The sequence below is a fragment of the Georgenia yuyongxinii genome (genome assembly GCF_006352065.1).
In the GTDB taxonomy this organism is placed as follows: Bacteria; Actinomycetota; Actinomycetes; order Actinomycetales; family Actinomycetaceae; genus Georgenia; species Georgenia yuyongxinii.
The window spans coordinates 3152974-3170157 of sequence record NZ_CP040915.1; the positions used below are offsets into that span (position 1 = coordinate 3152974).

Here is a 17184-nt window from a genome sequence, read left to right on the forward strand (position 1 = left end):
GTCGCGTGTGAAGTGTGCACTACCGCACTCATGAAACACACCGACGCGTACTTGCCAGCATCGCGGTTCACCTCACGAACGGGACCGCCGGGAGACGGGAATCGTCGGAGGGCCCGAGGGGCTTGAGCACCTCCCGCTCGAGCACCTGAGCCACCCCGTCCTCGGCGGCCGCCGGCGCGAGGTGCGCGGCCGCCGCGATGGCCTCGGGGTGCCCACCTTGCATCGCGTAGCCGGCGCCTGCCCAGGCGAGCATCTCCACGTCGTTGGGCATGTCCCCGAAGGCGATGACCTCCGTGTGGTGCACCCCAAGGGAGCTTGCGAGGGCGGCCAGTGTCGAGGCTTTCGAGACGTCTCGCGGACCGAGCTCGAGCAGTGCGAGACCTGTGCTGGAGTGGGTGGGAACCGCAAGGTCGCCAACGGCCTCCCGGCCGACGGCGAGCAGCTCGTCGGGGCTCAGCGTGGCGCTCAGCGCGACAACCTTGATGATCGGCTCGTCGTCGAGGAGCTGCTCGATACGAGGCGCCTCGGGCATCGCCGCCACGGTACGCGGCGCCAGGCTCTCCACGTGCACCCCGCCGCGGACAGCGCGGTAGCCGGCCTCCGCACGGAACTCGTGCGGTGTCTCGATCGCGAAGAGCACGTCCCGGACGCGACGCCGCAACGCATCGACCACTTCGTGGACGGTGGCTGCGGTGAGGCGATGGCGGGTCAGCATCCTGCGGGCCGAATCTATGACCACTGCGCCGTTCGCGGCGATCACCGTGCCGCGGTGCCCTGTCGCCTCGAGGATCGGTGTCACCCACCGCGGCGGCCTGCCGGTGGCGAGGACGACGTGGGTTCCGGCGTCCGTGCAGGCTGCCAGCGCTTTTCGCGTCCGGGCGGAGATGGTGCCGCCATGGGGAAGGATCGTGCCGTCGATATCGGTTGCCACCAAACGGTAGGTGGGGGCGCCGGCCACATTCATTTCCGCCAAGATTCTCCTCGTTTACGCCGTTCAACAGTCTCGCATGCACCGGGCACTCCAGGAAATCTCCCTGCAGTTGACCGCCGAGATGGAAAGCGTGCACCACGCCGACGTCACCACCGGCGGTCGCTACGCCGTCGGCGGTGACGAGGTCTGGCTGGTCGGGTCGACGGTGTCGGGGTGAACCTGGCGGGCTAGCCGCGCGGGCGGGGACTCTCACACGGGGCCCGCACCACGCCCGAGGCCACCGTGTCGCCATCGGCACCCGGACGAACGGATCGGGGAGCTTTCGTCAGGTATGCCCTGACGAAAGCTCCCCGATCGTGTGGAGAAGGCCCTGCCAGGCGGTCACCGCCGGGCGTGAAGCTCCTAACCCCTCAGCACCTCGTCGACGACGTCGGTGAGGTGCTCGACGGTGAACCCGTACCGCTCCGCGATCACCTCGGCGGGTGCTGAGGCCCCGAAGTCCGTCACGCCGACGCACCGGTCCGTCGGCCGCAGCACGCGGTACCAGGACATCGGGTGCGCGGCCTCGACCACCACCCGCGGCACCGCGGCCGGGGCGAGCCGCTCGAGGGCCTCGGTCGGCAGGGTCGAGAACCGCTCGACGTCGAGCACCGAGACCACCGCGGCGCGCCGGCCGCACGTCCGGGCAGCCTCCACGGCCAGGTGGGTCTCGCTGCCGGTGGCGATGAGCACCACCTCGGGGTCCTCTACCGGCACCAGCAGGTAGGCGCCGTCCTCAGCCGAGCCGACCTGCACCGAGTGGTCCAGCTGCGGCAGGTCGGAGCGGGAGAGCACCAGGCAGGTGGGACGGTTCTGCTCCTGCAACGCGAGCTTCCACGCCACCTTGGTCTCGTAGAAGTCCGCCGGCCGGAGCACCTGCATGTGCGGGATCGACCTCAGGAAGGGCAACACCTCCACCGGCTGGTGCGTGGGGCCGTCCTCCCCCAGCAGCACCGAGTCGTGGCTGAAGATGTGGATGGACGGGCACTCCTGCAGCGCCGCCATCCGCAGGGCGTTGGCCTGGTAGGTGGCGAACATCAGGAAGGTGCCGCCGAAGCCGCGGAGCACCGAGTGCATCGTGATGCCGTTGGCGATCGCGCCCATGGCGTGCTCGCGGACCCCGAACCGGATGTTCTGCCCGGCCCGCTCCGCCGGCCCGAACACCCCGCCGTCCGAGAGCCGCGCGAAGGTGGCCCCGGCGAGGTCGGCCGAGCCCCCCAGCAGGAACGGGGCGTACGGGGCGATCGCGTCGAGCACGGCGCCCGACGACGCCCGGGTGGCCTCCGCGCCGGCGGGCGCCTCGAGCACCTCAAGCACCTCGACGCACGCGGCCACCATCTCCTCCGGGCTCAGCAGCGACTCCGCGCCGCCCGCGCACGCAGTGCGCGTCTCCCAGGCGTCGTACACGGCCTTGTTGCCTTCCCGCACAGCCGCCCAGAACTGGGCGACCTCGGCGGGCACCTCGAACGGTGCATACCCGTCCAGCCCGAGATGGGCGCGAGTGGCCGCCAGGTCGGCGGCGCTGGGCGCCCCGGAGTGGCTCAGCCGGTCGTCCGTCAACGGCGACCCGGCGCCGATGGTCGTGCGCACGCGCACCAGGGTCGGCCGCTGCGACTCGGCGGCCGCCTCGGTGAACGCCCGGCTCAGCCCGCCGACGTCCATGCCGTCGACGGCGTCGACCACGTGCCATCCCAGCGCCCGGAACGCCTCGACGATGCCGTCGCTGTCCATGGTCTCCGAGGCGCGGGAGTCGATCACCACGTCGTTGTCGTCGTAGACCACGCACAGGTGGGACAGCTCGAGCTTGCCCGCGATCGCCGCGGCTTCGTAGGCGATGCCCTCCATGAGGTCACCGTCCGAGGCGAGCACCCAGGTGCGGTGGTCGACGACGTTCGGCCCGAGCCGTGATCGCAGGTACTCCTCGGCGATGGCGAGCCCGACGGCATTCGCCACCCCCTGGCCCAGCGGGCCGGTGGTGACCTCCACGCCGGGCGTGTCGCCCCGCTCGGGGTGGCCGGGCGTCTTGGAGCCCCACTGCCGGAAGTCGCGCAGGTCCTCCACGGACAGGTCGTACCCGGCGAGATGGAGCGCGGCGTAAAGCATCGCGCTGCCGTGCCCGGCCGACAGGACGAACCGGTCGCGGTTGAGCCAGGCCGGGTCCTCAGGGTTGAACCGGAGGTGGTGGGCGAAGAGGGTGTGCACGATGGCGCCGGCACCCAGCGGGAAGCCGTAGTGGCCGGACTTGGCGATGGCGACCTGGTCCATCGCCAGCATGCGGGCGGTGTTGACGGACAGGGCCTCGACGTCGGAGCAGTGGTGCGGGTGGAGCGAGATGGTCGTGGGTTCGGCCAGCATCGAGAATCAGCCTTTCGTAGCACCGGCGGACAGGCCCGCCACGATGTGCTTCTGTGCGAAGAGTGAGAAGACGAAGACGGGCAGCGTCATCAGGACGGCCGCCGCCATGAGGCCGCCCCAGTCGATGCTGGCGTAGCCGATGAAGTCGAAGAGGGCCACGGGCAGCGTCTTCTTCTGGGAGGCGCCGAGGATCATCGAGAACAGGAACTGGTTCCACGAGAAGATGAACGACAGCAGCGCCGCGGTCGCGATGCCTGGCTTCGACAGGGGCAGGACGATGCGGAAGAACGCGCCGATGCGGGTGAGCCCGTCCACCCGGGCGGCCTCCTCGAGCTCGATCGAGACGTTCTCGAAGAAGCTGATCATGATCCACACCACCATCGGCATGGTGATGACGAGGTGGCTCACGATGAGCGAGAAGTAGCTGCCCACCAGCCCGAGCTTGGTCAGGATGATGTACCACGGCACGAGGTAGGTGATGCCGGGGAGCATGCGCACGAGCAGCAGCACCACGCCGGTGCGGCGCAGGCTGTAGCGGGCGATGGCGTACGCGGCGGGCAGGCCGATCACCAGGGACACCAGGGTGGCGCCGACGGCGACGATCACCGAGTGCTGAGCGGCCTCGGGAATGTTCGACTCCGTCAGCACGGTGCCGTAGTTCTGCAGCGTGGGCGTGAAGGCGAGCAGCTTGTCCGGGTTGTAGATGTCGACGTTCGCCTTCAGCGACGAGACGATCATCCACACGATCGGGAACACGCACACCACCGCGACGAGCACGATGAGCACGGTCCGGATGAGGTCGGCGCGGTGCTTGGCACGGCGGAAGCCGGTCCGTATCGGGGCGGGCGAGGTGACGGCTGCCGGCTCGACAGCGGTGCGGGGACGGTCCTGGATGGCGGTCACTTGAGGGTCCTCCCGGCCATCTCGTTGCCCTTCGAGGTGATCAGCGTGATCACGAGGACGATGAGGATGAACAGCATGATGACGGCGGAGGCCATCCCGAAGTTGGTGTACTCGAACGCCTGCATGAAGCCGTAGGTGTTCAGGGTCTCCGTGGCGTACCCCGGCCCGCCCTTGGTGGTGGCGTAGATGATGTCGAAGGTCTTCAACGAGTCGACGAGGCGCAGCACGATGGCGGCGAACATTGCCGGGATCATCAGCGGGAAGGTGATGAAGCGGAACCGCTGCCACGCCGTCGCACCGTCCACGAGGGCCGCCTCGTAGGGCTCCTCGGGCAGCGAGGTCAGGCCGGCCAGGAGGATCAGGGCGATCATCGGCGTCCACTGCCACACGTCCACCACCATCAGCCACCACAGCGCGCCCTGCGGGTCGGCGAGGAACTGCTGGGTCTGCAGGCCGATCGCCTGGAAGAGCTGGTTCGCCACCCCGATGTTGGGGTCGTAGATGATCATCCACGCCATGGAGATGGCCACGGGCGTGGCGACCACGGGCAGGAGGATCAGGGTGCGGGTGACGCGTTCGCCCTTGAACGGCTTACGCAGCAGCAGCGCGATGGCGTAGCCCAGGGCGATCTCCACCGCGACGGTCACGAAGGTGAACAGCAGCGTGCGGCCGGCTGCCGCCATGAACCGGGCATCGGTGGTGAGCAGCTTGACGAAGTTGGTCACGCCGACGAACGTCGGTGCCTTGACGGCGCTGCCGCTCCACGTGGTCAGGCTCATGTAGAGCGTGTAGGCCAGCGGGAACACGAGCAGGGCCAGCGTCAGGAGCAGCGCCGGGGCGATGAAGACGTGCTTGATGTGCTTGTTGAGCCACGTGGACATGTTTCCTCGATCTGGGGGGCGTCACGGCCGGGGTCGTGACGCCCCCCATGTCTCGTTCTCGGTCGGGTGGTCGGGCGGCTACTCCAGCCCGAACTCCGTCTTCTCCGAGTCGATGAGCTGCTGGAAGGCCTCGTTCGCGGTCTTGGCGGCCGCGGCGACGTCGCCGCCCTCGATGGCCGTGACGAGCGCGCCGCCGATGGCGTCGCGGGCCTCGCCGACGCTGACGATGCGCGGGCGGTCGTAGGGCACGCCGTTGGCGTTGCCGTCCTGGACGGCGGTCACGACGTCGGCCGGGAACTTCTCGGCCGTCTGCTCCGACTCCCACGCCGAGTCACGCGCGCCCATGACGCCCGCGGCCTGCATCTCGGCGGCCATCTCCTTGCTGGTGGCCCAGCGGATGAACTCCCACGCGCCGTCGGGGTTGTCGCTGCCCGCGGCCATGCCGAAGGCCTGCGGGGTGACCACGGAGGTCTTCGCGGGCGACGGCGCGTAGCCCACCTGCTCGGTGGTCAGGGTGGACTTCTCCGGGTCGGTGAACTCGGGCCAGCGGTCGTCGCCCTCGATGTACATGGCGAGCTTGCCCTGGGAGAACAGCGCGCTGCACTCGGCCCAGGACATGTTCAGCACGCCGTCGGGGCCGTAGTTGCTCACGAGGTTGCCGTAGTACTCCAGGGCCTCGATCGCCTCGGGGCTGTCGATGGTGGCGTCGCCGTACGGCGCGCCGCCGTCGTTCCAGTCGCCGTCGAAGGCGTAGAGGAACTGGCCGAAGGTGGTGACCGCCTGGGCACGCTGGCCGCGCAGGCAGATGCCGGCGACGTCGTCGCCGTCCAGCTTGGCGGCGGTCGCCTCGAGCTCCTCGAGGGTGGTGGGCACGTTCTCGATGCCGGCCTCCGCGAAGAGGTCGGTGCGGTAGAAGAGCATCTGGCGGGCGGTCGCCACGGGGACGGCGATGACGTTGCCCTCCGTGGAGGTGACCGCCTCGCGGGTGGGGGCACCGAAGTCGTTCCAGTCGAACTCGGCGTCGCCCTCGACCTTGTCGGTGAGGTCCGCGATCCAGGCGTTGTTGACGAACTGTGCGGAGTCCTGCGGCGGGCGGTAGAGGAAGACGTCGGTCTCGCTGTTGCCGGAGCCGAACTCCACGCGCAGCTGCTGGGAGACCTGGTCCTCGTTGAGGCTGGTGATCTCGACGTCGATCCCGGTCGCCTCCTCGAACTCCGGGAGCCTCTCCTCGATCATGTCGGTGATCGAGTGCGGCGACATCATGACCTGAAGGCTGGAGGTTTCCCCGCCCTCGTTCGCGGCGCCGCTCGTCCCGCAGGCGGCGAGCCCGCCGGCCAGAACGGTGGTCCCGAGCACCGCAATCACTCTCGTGCTTCTCATCGCAACTTCCTCGTTGTCGGCAATGTGCAGCCCCACGACTGTGTGAGCAGCCCCACGAACTGTGGAGCGCCGCCAGGTTAGGGAAGTTGTCACTGACATGTCAAAACAATCGACAGAAGGCCGAAACGGGATGCACCGACACCCTGGGCGGATCACCGGGAATGTCTGTATTTTCACTGGTCGCCTTCGATCTCGGCAGTGTCACGGCATTGTCCGGACATTACGTGTGTTGTAAGGTCTGACACAATCCGGACGCAGAGGTCCGGCGCCGCGAAGCAGCGCAGCACGCGAACGGATGGGCACCGCCAGCCATGGAGACTCAGCAGCACGCATCACATCTACCGATCGAGCTCGACAGGTCGTCGACCACCCCGCTGTACCTCCAGCTCGCCGACGCCATGGAGACCGCGATCATGGAGGGGGCCCTCGCCCCCGGGTCCCGGCTGGAGGCCGAGGTGGGCCTGGCCGCGCGGCTGGGCCTGTCACGGCCCACCGTCCGCCAGGGCATCCAGGAGCTGGTCGACAAGGGCCTGGTGGCTCGCCAGCGCGGGGTGGGCACGCAGATCGTCTCGCCCGAGCTCCGGCCGTCCGTGGCCGCTCCTCGCCGTCCGGGGCTCGCGGGAACTGCTGACGACGGCGCCACGGCCCTCACCGGCACCGTGGGCCTCGCCGTCCCCGACTTCTCCAACCCGTTCTTCTCCGGCATCGCGCAGGTGATCGAGCGCCGCGCCCGCCAGCTCGGGTACTTCCTCCTCATGGCGGACACCGACGAGGACCCGGCCACCGAGCTGAGCACGCTGCAACGTATGAGCGAGCAGGTGGACGGCGTGATCGCCGTCGCCCCCCGCGCCGGCGACGAGGATCTGCACGGCGTCCTGGCCGGCATGGAGAACGTGGTGCTGATCAACCGTCAGCTCCCCGGACTGGCGAGCGTGAACGTCGACGTCGCGCTCGGGATGCGGCAGGCGGTGGCGCACCTGGCAGCCCTGGGCCACCGGGACCTGGGCTACATCGGCGGCCCGGAGGCCTCCCGCGCCGGGCGGACGATCGCGGCGAGCCTACGGGCCGCGGCCACCGAGTTCGGCTGCCAGCTGAGCGAGCTCGCACACGTGGAACCCAACCACCGCGGCGGGTTCGCGGCCGCGGACGTCGTCGTCGCGTCGAAGGTGACAGCCGTCGTCGCCCACAACGACCTCATCGCCTTCGGGCTCATCTCCCGGCTCGTGGAGCGGGGCCTGGCGGTGCCCGACGACGTCAGCGTGATCGGCTGCGACGACATCCCCTTCAGCTCTATGCTCACCCCGACCCTGACCTCCGTGGCGGTGGACCCCGACCGGGTCGGCCGCTCGGCGGTGGACCTGCTCATGCGCAGCATCCACGCCGGTGAGGACATCGGCGCGGTGGAGGTCACGGTGCCCTCCCAGCTGGTGGTGCGCGCCTCGACCGGGGTGGCGCCGGTCTAGTCGACCGTCACGCCCCACCCACCCGTCGGTCGAGGCCTGGTCGTGGCGCTGGTATCGATCTGCGAGCACCTGCGGGTGTGTGGCCGGAGGTCGGCGATAACGCCGCGATAACATCGAGGTGACGACGTCGTGACCATGCTCTGAGGTCACGATGAACGCGACACCGGGCCCACGAAGCGTCATGCCCGAGATCTTCCGCGTCTGCGCCGCCGGCACGGACGCCGAGAGCGAGGCCCTGGCCGATCGCGAGCTCCGGCGCATCGCCGAGGAGCTCGACGCCGCCCCCACCCAGACGCGGGCCCGCGCCGGGTCGGTCTTCACCGCACACCTGTGGCCACGGGGCGCGGCCTACGACCCCCGCACACTGAACCAGGACCTCGTCCCCCTCCACTTCCCGTGGCCGGAGCCGACCGCCCTGGCGAAGATGATGCGGCGTGAGGTCGACGACCTGTACGTCGGGGGCGGGGAGGACGGCGCGCGTCATCTGCTGGCCAGCATCGCCTACAGCGAGACCGTGTACGCCACCGGCCACGATCTGCCCGGTTCCCCGTTCCGCAACCTCGTCCCGTTCAGCAACTCCCAGGAGGCGTTGGAGGCCGGGCGGCGAACCTACGTCGCTTGTGACAACGCGATACGGGACGTGCTCAGACGTGCCCGAGCCACCCTGTCCGCCACCGAACAGACGGCCTTGGCGCTGGCCGACCACGACCTTCAGGCGGCGCGGGCAGAGATCCATCGCGAGGCGGAGCGGTACCTCGACATCGCCTCGGCGCCCGGCGCCGACGCCCGGCAGATCCTCGGCTGGGACGGCCCGTTGTCCGAGGTGGTGCTGCGTGGTCCGGATGTCGCCGCACTGGCGGGTGCCCTGCGGCGGATCCACGAACAGCTCCGCGCGCTCGAGGGTGCCGTCCACGCCCTGGTGCGGACCACCGCCGCCGGCGGCCCGCGAGCGCCGGGTGCACTGGCGGTCGAGGCCGCCGCACAGGACCTGGCCGTGGTGGTGGCGGCGGAGGCCGCCGGCTTCCCGATCCTGTACCGCGTCTGGCGAGACCACCCGCTGCCCGCCGGCATCGTCGCCGTCCCGGCCGACGGCGGATCCACCCTCACCACGGCGCCTCGCCGCGGTGAACGGCAGTCCGTCGCGGAGGCGAGCGGGAATGCGCGAGCCATCGCCGACCTGCAGAACGCCATCTTCCGCACCCTGCAGCGGGCCGACCGGGCGAATGCCGGCTTCAACGCCGCCCTGGTGAGCGATCCGCACAAGGTGTGGCGCTACGCACCGCTCGTCGCCCGCGCCCTGGACGCCCAGCAGGTCGACGGCCCCTCGATCGCCTTCCGCGCGGCCGCGGACGAGCTGGACGACGTGTCGGGGATGTCCGCGCTGGCCACGCTCAACCTCGTCGCGGGGGCCCTGTCCATCGCCGCGGGGCTCACGGCCGCGGCCCCGCCCGTCGCCTTGGCGTTCGCGGTGGCCAGCGCCGTGCTGGGTGCGGCCGAGACCCTGGAGGACTACTTCAGGCGCGCGGAGCAGGAGGACGCCTTCAACGCCGTGCTGGATCCCGGCAAGGCCGTGGCCGCCGCGCCCGGCTACCTCGGCATCGTGGTCGGCGTCGTCTTCTCGGTGCTCGACGTCAAGGGCGTGATGGACGCCGTCGCGGCCGCACGCGCGTTCCGCAGCGCGTCGGCGGCCACCGCGGCGGCTGAGCTGGTGTCACCGTGAAGCCGGCCGGCCTGGCGTCGCTCGCCGCCGAGCCGGTCTCCGCCGCGGCGGTGAAGTTCGAGATGCGCAGCCACGGCGCGGGGCTGCGTCCGTTCGCCGCGCTGCTCGCCCGGTTCGGCAAGGCGGCCGCGCGCGACGTCCAGCTGGTCGACCGGGTGCTGCGGACCGCGAGCAACACCGTGCTCACCGAGTCCGCGTCCGGCGAGGCGTGGGCGGCCGTGCGGCGGCTCGCCGAGCGTGCCGAGACGATTGCGGACGGCCCCGAGCGGCTGCGCACGGCGGTGGAGCTCGAGCGGGCGATGCTGGCCCTGCTCAGCCGCGAGAGCGGGTTCGCCGAGGCCTTCTCGGACGGTGTCGCAGCGGCAGCCCGAGAGGCACGCGACCTCAAGGACGCGGCGGCGGTCAAGGCCGCCGGCAAGCACCTGCTCCACACGCCGGCGCCCACGACCGCCTCGAAGGTGCTCGGCCGCATGGCCACCCTGGTCGACGCTGGTGACCCGCTGCTCGCCCGTCTGTGGCGGCGCTACCGAGCCGTGGCGGGCGCACCCGCGGGGCTGGAGCGGGCCGCCGCCGTCGCGGCCCAGCAGGCCGACGCGATGGCAGCCGTGCTGCGGCGCAAGGGCCTGAGCACGGTCGAGCGGCGCCTGAAGCTGTGGGGGTATCTGTCGAAGATCCGTGGCGAGCTCGGGGAGGCCTATGCGCTCGGGAACCGGGTCTGGCTCGGCGAGGTGGAGAAGGAGCTCGCCCGCGCCTGGGCGATCGCCGCGCAGCTGGGGCCCGGGCACACCGTCGAGTACCTGACGCAGGCCGCGCACGGCCTGCGGGTCAACGGGCGCGAGGGTGCGGACGCGATGATCGTGATCGTCGACCACGCCAACAAGGTGGTCTACGACACCATGCGCGGCCAGGTCAAGATCGCCACCTTCAGCGAGGGGGCCGGCCAGAGCGCCAACGACGTGTTCCGGGCCATCGGTCTCGAGCGCGGGGCCGCCCCCGGTGTCGCCTCCCTGGAGTTCCGCTCGAGCACCACGGGCCTGACCGAGGCGTACACGCTCGCCAGCCGGCCGGAGGTGAGCACCCGGCTCTACCTCCTCAACGCCGCCGGGAGCGTCACCCCGGCGCAGGATCTCGCAGATCTGGCGGCGCTGGGCTATCCGGTCACCGAGATCGTCCTCGACATGACGGTCAGCCAGTTCACCCACCTCGCGATCTCGGTCGCGGAGAGCGCCGTCAAGCTCGTGACGGTCGGCCCCTGAGGACACCCCATGGACATCGCCGAGTTCGCGGCCATCCGGCCGGCGCGCACCGTCGAACCGGAACGGTTGATCCGGCTCGAACCCTCGTTCGTCCTGCCACGGCCGGCCGGGGTGATGACCCACGTCCCCCCGCCACTCATCCTCTCGGGGGAGTCGATGCCGCCCGGCCTGGGCGACCCGGCGTGGGACCCGCTGCGCGAGTACGACAACGTCGCCGACGCGTCCCTCATCGCCCGCATCCATGCTCTCGTCCGGGCCTGCGAGCGCGCCCTCACCGCGGCCGACGACCGGCTCGACGCGGCCGGCCTGGTCGCCGTGGTGCAGCGCGAGGTCAAGGTGCACGAGCTCGATGCCGTGGACTGGAAGCTGGCGACCGGCGGCACGACCGACGCCACGGTGATATTCCCTATCGCCCGGGTGCTCGTGCGCCAGGCGCTGATCACGACCCTTTCCGCCAACCCACCGGACTACGAGCGCGCGCACCGGCTGACGCGACTGGCGCTCGTCGCCCACGCACTGTGCGAGCTGCTCCGTCACCCGAAGATGCGGGCGGAGCAGATTTACGACCTCCTCCACCGACGTCCGTTGGTCATCCCCGGGCTGGCCGACGCCGTCCTGGCCCCTGCACCGAAGATCAAGCTCATCCGGGAGACCACCGTCCGTGACCTGCAGGTGGTGCGGCGCGAGTGGGCCGGCTACGTCGCCGGGGAGGTCGCGAACGTCCGCAACGTGATGGCCGGGGAGAGCTTCAGCCAGCACGAGATGTCCACCCGGGAGACGGAGACGACGACCACGGCGCTGACCGAACGGCGCGAGGAGACCGAGACGGAGTCGGAGGCGAAGCAGACCAGCGAGCTCACCGCCTCGGTCTCCAACCAGCTGGGGGTGACCATCAACGGCCACGCCGAGGTCTCCGCGGAGTACCGCTACCCCGTGGTCACCGCCCGCATCAGCGGCGGCGTCGACGCCGGGCTGACGCTGCAACGCAGCGACCAGCAGTCGAGCAAGATCGCACGCGAGGCGGTCGCCCGGGCCACCAGCCGGGTGGAGTCGCTGACCCGCGAGACCCGGATGCGCCGCGAGCTGGCCCGCACCGAGGAGGGCTACACCTACGCGTTGCGCAACAGCACCGACAAGCACGTCCACGGCGTCTACCGCTGGGTCGACCGCATCGACACCTACCAGCTCTTCCGGTACACCGATCGCCTCCAGCTCGAGTTCCAGATCCCCGAGCCGGCCGAGTTCTACCGGTGGCGGCGCGACCGCCAGGAGGCCGCAGCCACCGCGGTGGACGCCCCGCCCGAATGGACCCTCACCGCGGACGCCATCAAGGCCGAGGACCTCATCACGCTCGCGAAGACCTACCACGCCACGAACGTGCCGCCTCCGCTCGAACCGACGGTGACCGTGGTGCGGACCGTCACGGTGGAGACGGCCGCGCCGGCGCCCGGGAGCGGCAAGCCGTGGAATCCCCCGACCGGCGCGAAGGAGCTCGACATCCCGATACCGACGGACTACGCCACGTCGTCGGTCTCCTTCGAGGGCGAGGGGTTCCCGGCCGCCGGGGAATGGACGGACGAGACCGGCAAGGAGGTCAAGGGCGTGCGTTCGGCCTTCGCCGCCGTCGCCGTCGGCAGCGAGAGCCACTTCTTCTGGAACGGCGGGATCTGGTACGGCCCGCTGCGCTTCCTGGCCACCCACGGCAACGTCAAGGACATCGGCGTCGCCAACGCGGTGCAGCGAGGTGAGCCACCGTACGGGCGGTCGTTCCTGCCGATCGGATCCGACGCCGGGCTGCATCCCAACCCGGTCACCGCGCCGCTGTCCGGTGCTCAGAACGTGCTGAAGGTCGCCCTGACAACCTTGGGGCTGCTGACGTGCACCGTCACCTTCGCGGTGAAGTGCGTTCCGACCTCGTCCGCCCAGCACGCGTGGCGGCTCAGCGTGTACGACGCCCTGTTCGCAGCCTGGTCGCAGTGGAAGCGCGACTACGAGTCCCGCCAGGTGCGGGGGCAGCTGCTCGGCGAGAGCGCGGCGGCCGATGCCGGCAGCAGCCAGCGCAACGAGCAGGTCATCCTCGAGGAGCTCAAGCGCAGCGTGATCGCCTGGCTCCTCGACGACGCTGAGTTCGCCGGGCGCCCCGCCCTGAAGCCGCGGAAGAAGGACGCGACCGGGGTGGAGACCGACTTCGCCAACATGGACATCCCTCAGGCCATCCTCGACGCTCCGACCATCCAGTTCCTGGAGCAGGCGTTCGAGTGGTCGAACCTGGCATACGTCTTCTACCCGTACTTCTGGGCTGCGCGAAGCCGGTGGGAGGTGCTCTCCGAGGTCACCGCCAACGACCCGGTCTTCGAGCGGTTCCTGCGCGCCGGGTCGGCCCGGGTCGTCGTCCCGGCCCGCCCGAGCTTCGAGAGTGCGGTGAAGAACTGGCTGATGACCGGCGTCCCGTTCCTCAACGGCGACCTGCCGACGCCGGACAAGAAGCTGTACATCTCGATCGACACCGAGGTCCGGGAGATCAGCGCACCGCAGCGCGGCGGGATCCCCGGCGACCACTGGCAGTCACGGCTGACCACGACGCTGGTGTACCTGGAGAGCAAGGGCGACCTGCCCTTCACCAACCAGCTGCACCAGCTGCCCGCGCCCGTCGGCGCTCCGTACGAGCCCGGTGACATCCTGGATCTGGACGAGGAGACGTAGCAGGACGCGTCAGAGCGGCCGCCCTGCTCGCCGGTACACCTCCCGAGGTGTACCGGGCACAGCTAGGGCAGCACGTGCCCCAGCTCGCGGCGGGCCACGCTGGCGGCGGGTGTGTGGTGCCGCGCCTCGAGGGCGGCATGCCAGGTGTAGCAGGCGGTGATGAGCTCGTCGAGGCGGTCGTCACCCTGGCCCTCGTCGAAGGCCAGCACCGCGGCCAACGCTTCCGCGCCCCGCAGGGCAACCCGCTGCAGCGCGCTGAACCCCTCGCGGGTGAGCCGGTGCTCGGGGCCCGCGAGCTGCCGCCCGATCTCCTCGACCACCTTGTCGCCGTTCGCGTCCTCCTGGTATGGCCACTCACGCGCGGGTGTGCCCGTCAGCCCGAAGACGGCGATGAGGTCGCGGTCACGGAGCACGGGATACGCCTCGTTGTCGGCGATGGCGGGCAGGGCCCGCTTTCTGCTCCAGTCGACGGTCGCACCCGAGACCCCGCGGAGGTACTCGCGCAGCGGTCGGTGCGCGGTCCGCACCCGGGCGCGCAGCATCGGGATGCCGGTGGCCTGGCTCCACTCGGCGAACGCGGCGGCAGCGGCCAGGAGCCCGTCCCTGAGCCGTTCGAAGTCGCTGTCGCCGGAACCCATGCCGAAGACGGGCTCGTACATGGCGCGCCGCTGGTCGGCGGACGGGTACCACTCCGAGTGCCCCACCCGGCTCCTGAGCCGCGCGAGCCGCGCCGGCATGTCCTCGTCACCCAGGCTGACGTACAGCTGGGGGCGCGCGAAGAAGTCGGCGGCCACGTGGCAGGCGAGCTCGATCAGCGGGTCCAGCTGGGCGTACGCGTACAGCCCCGCGACCGCCTTGTCGCCGCCGGTCACGTCCTTGAACGATTCAGGTCCTGAGATCGGCATCGAGATCGCCTCCGCTAGGAGATGCCCGGCCCATCGTGCGCGGGCCCGCGTTACTGCCTCGTTACCGCGAAGCGCACTGCGCGGTGCACCTCCCGGGCGCCGGCCGCTGCCGCAGACCGTCAGCCGCCGCAGGCGATGACGTCGATCAGCGGCGCGCCGTCGATAGAGATGTGAAGGACCCCGCACCCACCAGGGTGCGGGGTCCGCGTCAGCTGCGCGCCGGGGCAGGTCCGGCGCGGAGCCGTACTACTTGATCGAGGCCTCGATAGCGGCCTCGACCTGCGCGGAGACGGCCGCCTCACCGAAGAGGTACAGGTTGGTCTTCGTCTCCGCCGAGGTCAGCCAGCCCAGGTGCGCGGAGGTGTGCGCGGGAAGCGTGCTGGGCTTGGTCATCAAGAAGCGGGCCCTCCTGGTTCGCGATGAACGCCGCAGCGACGACGACGTCGGCCGAGCTGAGCCCGGACGCCTCCGCTGTGGAACGTGCAAGGTTGGCACCCAGAACTCTTCGGATGCGCAGGTGTAGTTCGTGTGCCACATCACTCATGATGGGGACGTACGGCTGTCGTTATTGGAGCCGTCACTTGTCTGCGCACAAAGGGGTGTATCCATGTCTTCAAAGTCCGTTGCTCCGGCCCCGGTCATCACGCCACCGGCCCATCCATTGGCGGCACTGACAGCCGATGAGATTCGTGCGGCAGTCGCGCTGGCCAAGGAGTCGGGCCGGCTCACGGACCGGGCCCGGTTCGTCACGGTGGCGCTCTGGGAGGACAAGGAGGCGACCCTCGCCCGGCAACCGGGCGAGACGGTGGACCGCCTGGTGGAGCTCGTCATCATCGACAAGGCGACCCGGGAGACGCACGAGGTCGTGGTCAACCTGTCGTCATCCGAGGTGGCGCGATGGGATGTCGCCCCCAAGGGGTCCGAGCCCATGATCCTCTGGGAGGAGTGGGACGAGGCCGAGCAGATCGCCAAGGCCGACCCCCGGTTCGTCGACGCCCTCGCCCGCCGTGGCATCGACGTCGCGAACGTGTTCGTCGACCCCCTCTCCCCCGGCAACTTCGCCCGGCCCGAGGAGGCGGGCCGCCGCCTCATCCGCGGCCTGGTGTACTGGCGCGAGGACGGCACCGACAACGGCTACGCCCACCCGGTGGAAGGCCTCGTCCCGGTGCTCGACCTCTACGAGCGCAAGATGATCAGCCTGCTGGACGAGGCGGACGCACCGCCGATGCCGACCGAGACGGGGCGGTACGACGCCGCCACCGTCGAGTCGACCTGGGGGCCGCTCCGCACCGACCTCAAGCCGCTGGACATCGTCCAGCCCGAGGGTGTGAGCTTCGCGCTCGACGGCAACGTCCTGGAGTGGCAGAAGTGGAAGGTCGTCATCCAGTTCCACTCGCGTGAGGGACTGGTCCTGAGCGACATCACCTACGACGGACGCTCGGTGCTCTACCGCGCGAGCCTGTCGGAGATGGCGGTCCCGTACGGTGAGCCCTCGGAGGCGCGCTACTACCAGGCGCCGCTCGACGTCGGCGAGTACGGCATCGGCAAGCTGACGAACTCCCTCGAGCTGGGCTGTGACTGCCTCGGCGAGATCCGGTACATGGACGCGGTCCTGGCGGACGAGCTCGGCGAGCCGATGACGATCAAGAACGCGATCTGCCTCCACGAGGAGGACGCCGGCATCCTGTGGAAGCACTTCGACCCCCGCGCCAACCAGGCCGAGGTCCGCCGGAGCCGGAAGATGGTGATCTCCTCGATCTGCACCATCGGCAACTACGACTACGCCTTCTACTGGAACTTCTACCAGGACGGCATGATCGAGCACACCGTCAAGGCCACAGGCATCATGCACACGCGCGCCCTCGCCGACGGCGAGACCTCGCCCTACGCCCCGCTCGTCGCCCCCAACCTCGGCGGCACGAACCACCAGCACTTCTTCAACTACCGGCTCGACTTCGCCGTCGACGGCGTGCGCAACTCGGTCGTCGAGGTCGACTCGACCGTGCTGCCGATCAGCGACGAGAACCCCTACGGCAACGCCATGACCACGACGGAGACGGTCCTCGCGCGCGAGTCCGGGGCGGCCCGCGACATGAGCCTGGAGCGGAACAGGTACTGGAAGGTCATCAACCCCGAGGTGCACAACCGGCTCGGCCAGCCGGTGGCGTACAAGCTGATGCCGGGCAACAACAGCACCTACCTGATGCACCCGGACTCCTCGCTCGGACGGCGGGCCGAGTTCGCGCGGCACCACCTGTGGGTGACCAAGTACGACCAGAACGAGCGTTACGCGGCGGGTGAGTACCCCAACCAGTCCAACCCCGAGGACCGGCCGGGCCTGCCCTCCTTCCAGGAGCAGGACCGGGCCCTGGAGAACGAGGACGTCGTCCTGTGGTACTCGTTCGGCCTGACCCACACGCCGCGGCCCGAGGACTGGCCCATCATGCCGAGCGACCCCATGTCGTTCTGGATCAAGCCCCACGGGTTCTTCGACCGCAACCCCGCGCTCGACGCCCCGCTGCCGCGGGCGGCGCAGTGCTGCAGCACCACGTCCGGCGGCCACGGCTGCCAGTGCCACTAGCGGCTGCCACCACCGCCCCCGAACCCGTCAGGACCGCCGCGCCGGCGGCGGTCCTGACGGGTTCGGG

13 protein-coding genes are annotated in these 17184 nt (G+C 70.2%); 6 read left to right on the top strand and 7 right to left on the bottom strand.

The window, feature by feature from the left end; all coding sequences use genetic code 11:
- Nucleotides 1-67 precede the first annotated feature (67 nt).
- Nucleotides 68-931 (bottom strand): HAD family hydrolase, encoded by an 864-nt coding sequence (locus FE374_RS14280; RefSeq protein WP_230978327.1) that lies wholly within the window; start codon nucleotides 929-931, stop codon nucleotides 68-70.
- A gap of 76 nt (nucleotides 932-1007) precedes the next feature.
- Between FE374_RS14280 and FE374_RS19255 the strand changes: the two genes are divergently transcribed.
- The gene (locus FE374_RS19255; RefSeq protein ID WP_168205697.1) at nucleotides 1008-1148 is read left to right on the top strand and encodes a hypothetical protein; all 141 of its coding nucleotides are present in this window, start codon (nucleotides 1008-1010) and stop codon (nucleotides 1146-1148) included.
- 185 nt (nucleotides 1149-1333) lie between these two features.
- Here FE374_RS19255 and FE374_RS14285 read toward each other — a convergent pair whose 3' ends face one another.
- The 4 genes from FE374_RS14285 to FE374_RS14300 all read right to left on the bottom strand — a co-directional run bounded on the left by FE374_RS14285 (nucleotide 1334) and on the right by FE374_RS14300 (nucleotide 6489).
- Nucleotides 1334-3325 (bottom strand): transketolase family protein, encoded by a 1992-nt coding sequence (locus tag FE374_RS14285; protein WP_139929868.1) that lies wholly within the window; start codon nucleotides 3323-3325, stop codon nucleotides 1334-1336.
- 6 nt (nucleotides 3326-3331) lie between these two features.
- Complete coding sequence (locus tag FE374_RS14290; protein ID WP_230978328.1) at nucleotides 3332-4228, bottom strand: carbohydrate ABC transporter permease; 897 nt, start codon at nucleotides 4226-4228, stop codon at nucleotides 3332-3334.
- Entirely contained in the window at nucleotides 4225-5109 is an 885-nt protein-coding gene (locus FE374_RS14295; RefSeq protein WP_139929869.1) for a carbohydrate ABC transporter permease, read from the bottom strand. The genes FE374_RS14290 and FE374_RS14295 overlap by 4 nt, the downstream gene beginning before the upstream one ends.
- A 78-nt stretch (nucleotides 5110-5187) precedes the next feature.
- Complete coding sequence (locus tag FE374_RS14300) at nucleotides 5188-6489, bottom strand: ABC transporter substrate-binding protein (protein ID WP_168205698.1); 1302 nt, start codon at nucleotides 6487-6489, stop codon at nucleotides 5188-5190.
- A gap of 311 nt (nucleotides 6490-6800) precedes the next feature.
- Between FE374_RS14300 and FE374_RS14305 the strand changes: the two genes are divergently transcribed.
- The 4 genes from FE374_RS14305 (at nucleotide 6801) to FE374_RS14320 (ending at nucleotide 13631) form a co-directional block, all read left to right on the top strand.
- Nucleotides 6801-7952 (top strand): GntR family transcriptional regulator, encoded by a 1152-nt coding sequence (locus FE374_RS14305; protein WP_139929871.1) that lies wholly within the window; start codon nucleotides 6801-6803, stop codon nucleotides 7950-7952.
- 181 nt (nucleotides 7953-8133) lie between these two features.
- Nucleotides 8134-9672, top strand: coding sequence for a serine/threonine-protein kinase (locus FE374_RS14310; protein WP_139929872.1), 1539 nt, complete (start codon nucleotides 8134-8136; stop codon nucleotides 9670-9672).
- Nucleotides 9669-10928, top strand: a complete 1260-nt coding sequence (locus FE374_RS14315) for a hypothetical protein (protein WP_139929873.1) — start codon at nucleotides 9669-9671, stop codon at nucleotides 10926-10928. The genes FE374_RS14310 and FE374_RS14315 overlap by 4 nt, the downstream gene beginning before the upstream one ends.
- Before the next feature lie 9 nt (nucleotides 10929-10937).
- Entirely contained in the window at nucleotides 10938-13631 is a 2694-nt protein-coding gene (locus FE374_RS14320) for a hypothetical protein (RefSeq protein ID WP_139929874.1), read from the top strand.
- A 62-nt stretch (nucleotides 13632-13693) separates the two neighbouring features.
- On the opposite strand, the gene FE374_RS14325 is transcribed toward FE374_RS14320, so the two are convergent.
- Complete coding sequence (locus FE374_RS14325; protein ID WP_139929875.1) at nucleotides 13694-14536, bottom strand: hypothetical protein; 843 nt, start codon at nucleotides 14534-14536, stop codon at nucleotides 13694-13696.
- 246 nt (nucleotides 14537-14782) lie between these two features.
- The gene (locus FE374_RS19260; protein WP_168205699.1) at nucleotides 14783-14929 is read right to left on the bottom strand and encodes a hypothetical protein; all 147 of its coding nucleotides are present in this window, start codon (nucleotides 14927-14929) and stop codon (nucleotides 14783-14785) included.
- Between the two features lie 214 nt (nucleotides 14930-15143).
- On the opposite strand from FE374_RS19260, the gene FE374_RS14330 reads away from it, so the two are divergent.
- Nucleotides 15144-17117, top strand: a complete 1974-nt coding sequence (locus FE374_RS14330; RefSeq protein ID WP_139929876.1) for a primary-amine oxidase — start codon at nucleotides 15144-15146, stop codon at nucleotides 17115-17117.
- The last annotated feature ends 67 nt before the right edge of the window (nucleotides 17118-17184 follow it).

Excerpts from the sequence above, each read along its gene's own strand:
- FE374_RS19255 (WP_168205697.1), top strand. The coding sequence starts at position 1,008 with ATGCACCGGGCACTCCAGGAAATCTCCCTGCAGTTGACCGCCGAGATG.
- FE374_RS14285 (WP_139929868.1), bottom strand. The coding sequence starts at position 3,325 with ATGCTGGCCGAACCCACGACCATCTCGCTCCACCCGCACCACTGCTCC.
- FE374_RS14295 (WP_139929869.1), bottom strand. The coding sequence starts at position 5,109 with ATGTCCACGTGGCTCAACAAGCACATCAAGCACGTCTTCATCGCCCCG.
- FE374_RS14300 (WP_168205698.1), bottom strand. The coding sequence starts at position 6,489 with ATGAGAAGCACGAGAGTGATTGCGGTGCTCGGGACCACCGTTCTGGCC.
- FE374_RS14305 (WP_139929871.1), top strand. The coding sequence starts at position 6,801 with ATGGAGACTCAGCAGCACGCATCACATCTACCGATCGAGCTCGACAGG.
- FE374_RS14310 (WP_139929872.1), top strand. The coding sequence starts at position 8,134 with ATGCCCGAGATCTTCCGCGTCTGCGCCGCCGGCACGGACGCCGAGAGC.
- FE374_RS14320 (WP_139929874.1), top strand. The coding sequence starts at position 10,938 with ATGGACATCGCCGAGTTCGCGGCCATCCGGCCGGCGCGCACCGTCGAA.
- FE374_RS14325 (WP_139929875.1), bottom strand. The coding sequence starts at position 14,536 with ATGCCGATCTCAGGACCTGAATCGTTCAAGGACGTGACCGGCGGCGAC.
- FE374_RS19260 (WP_168205699.1), bottom strand. The coding sequence starts at position 14,929 with ATGACCAAGCCCAGCACGCTTCCCGCGCACACCTCCGCGCACCTGGGC.
- FE374_RS14330 (WP_139929876.1), top strand. The coding sequence starts at position 15,144 with ATGTCTTCAAAGTCCGTTGCTCCGGCCCCGGTCATCACGCCACCGGCC.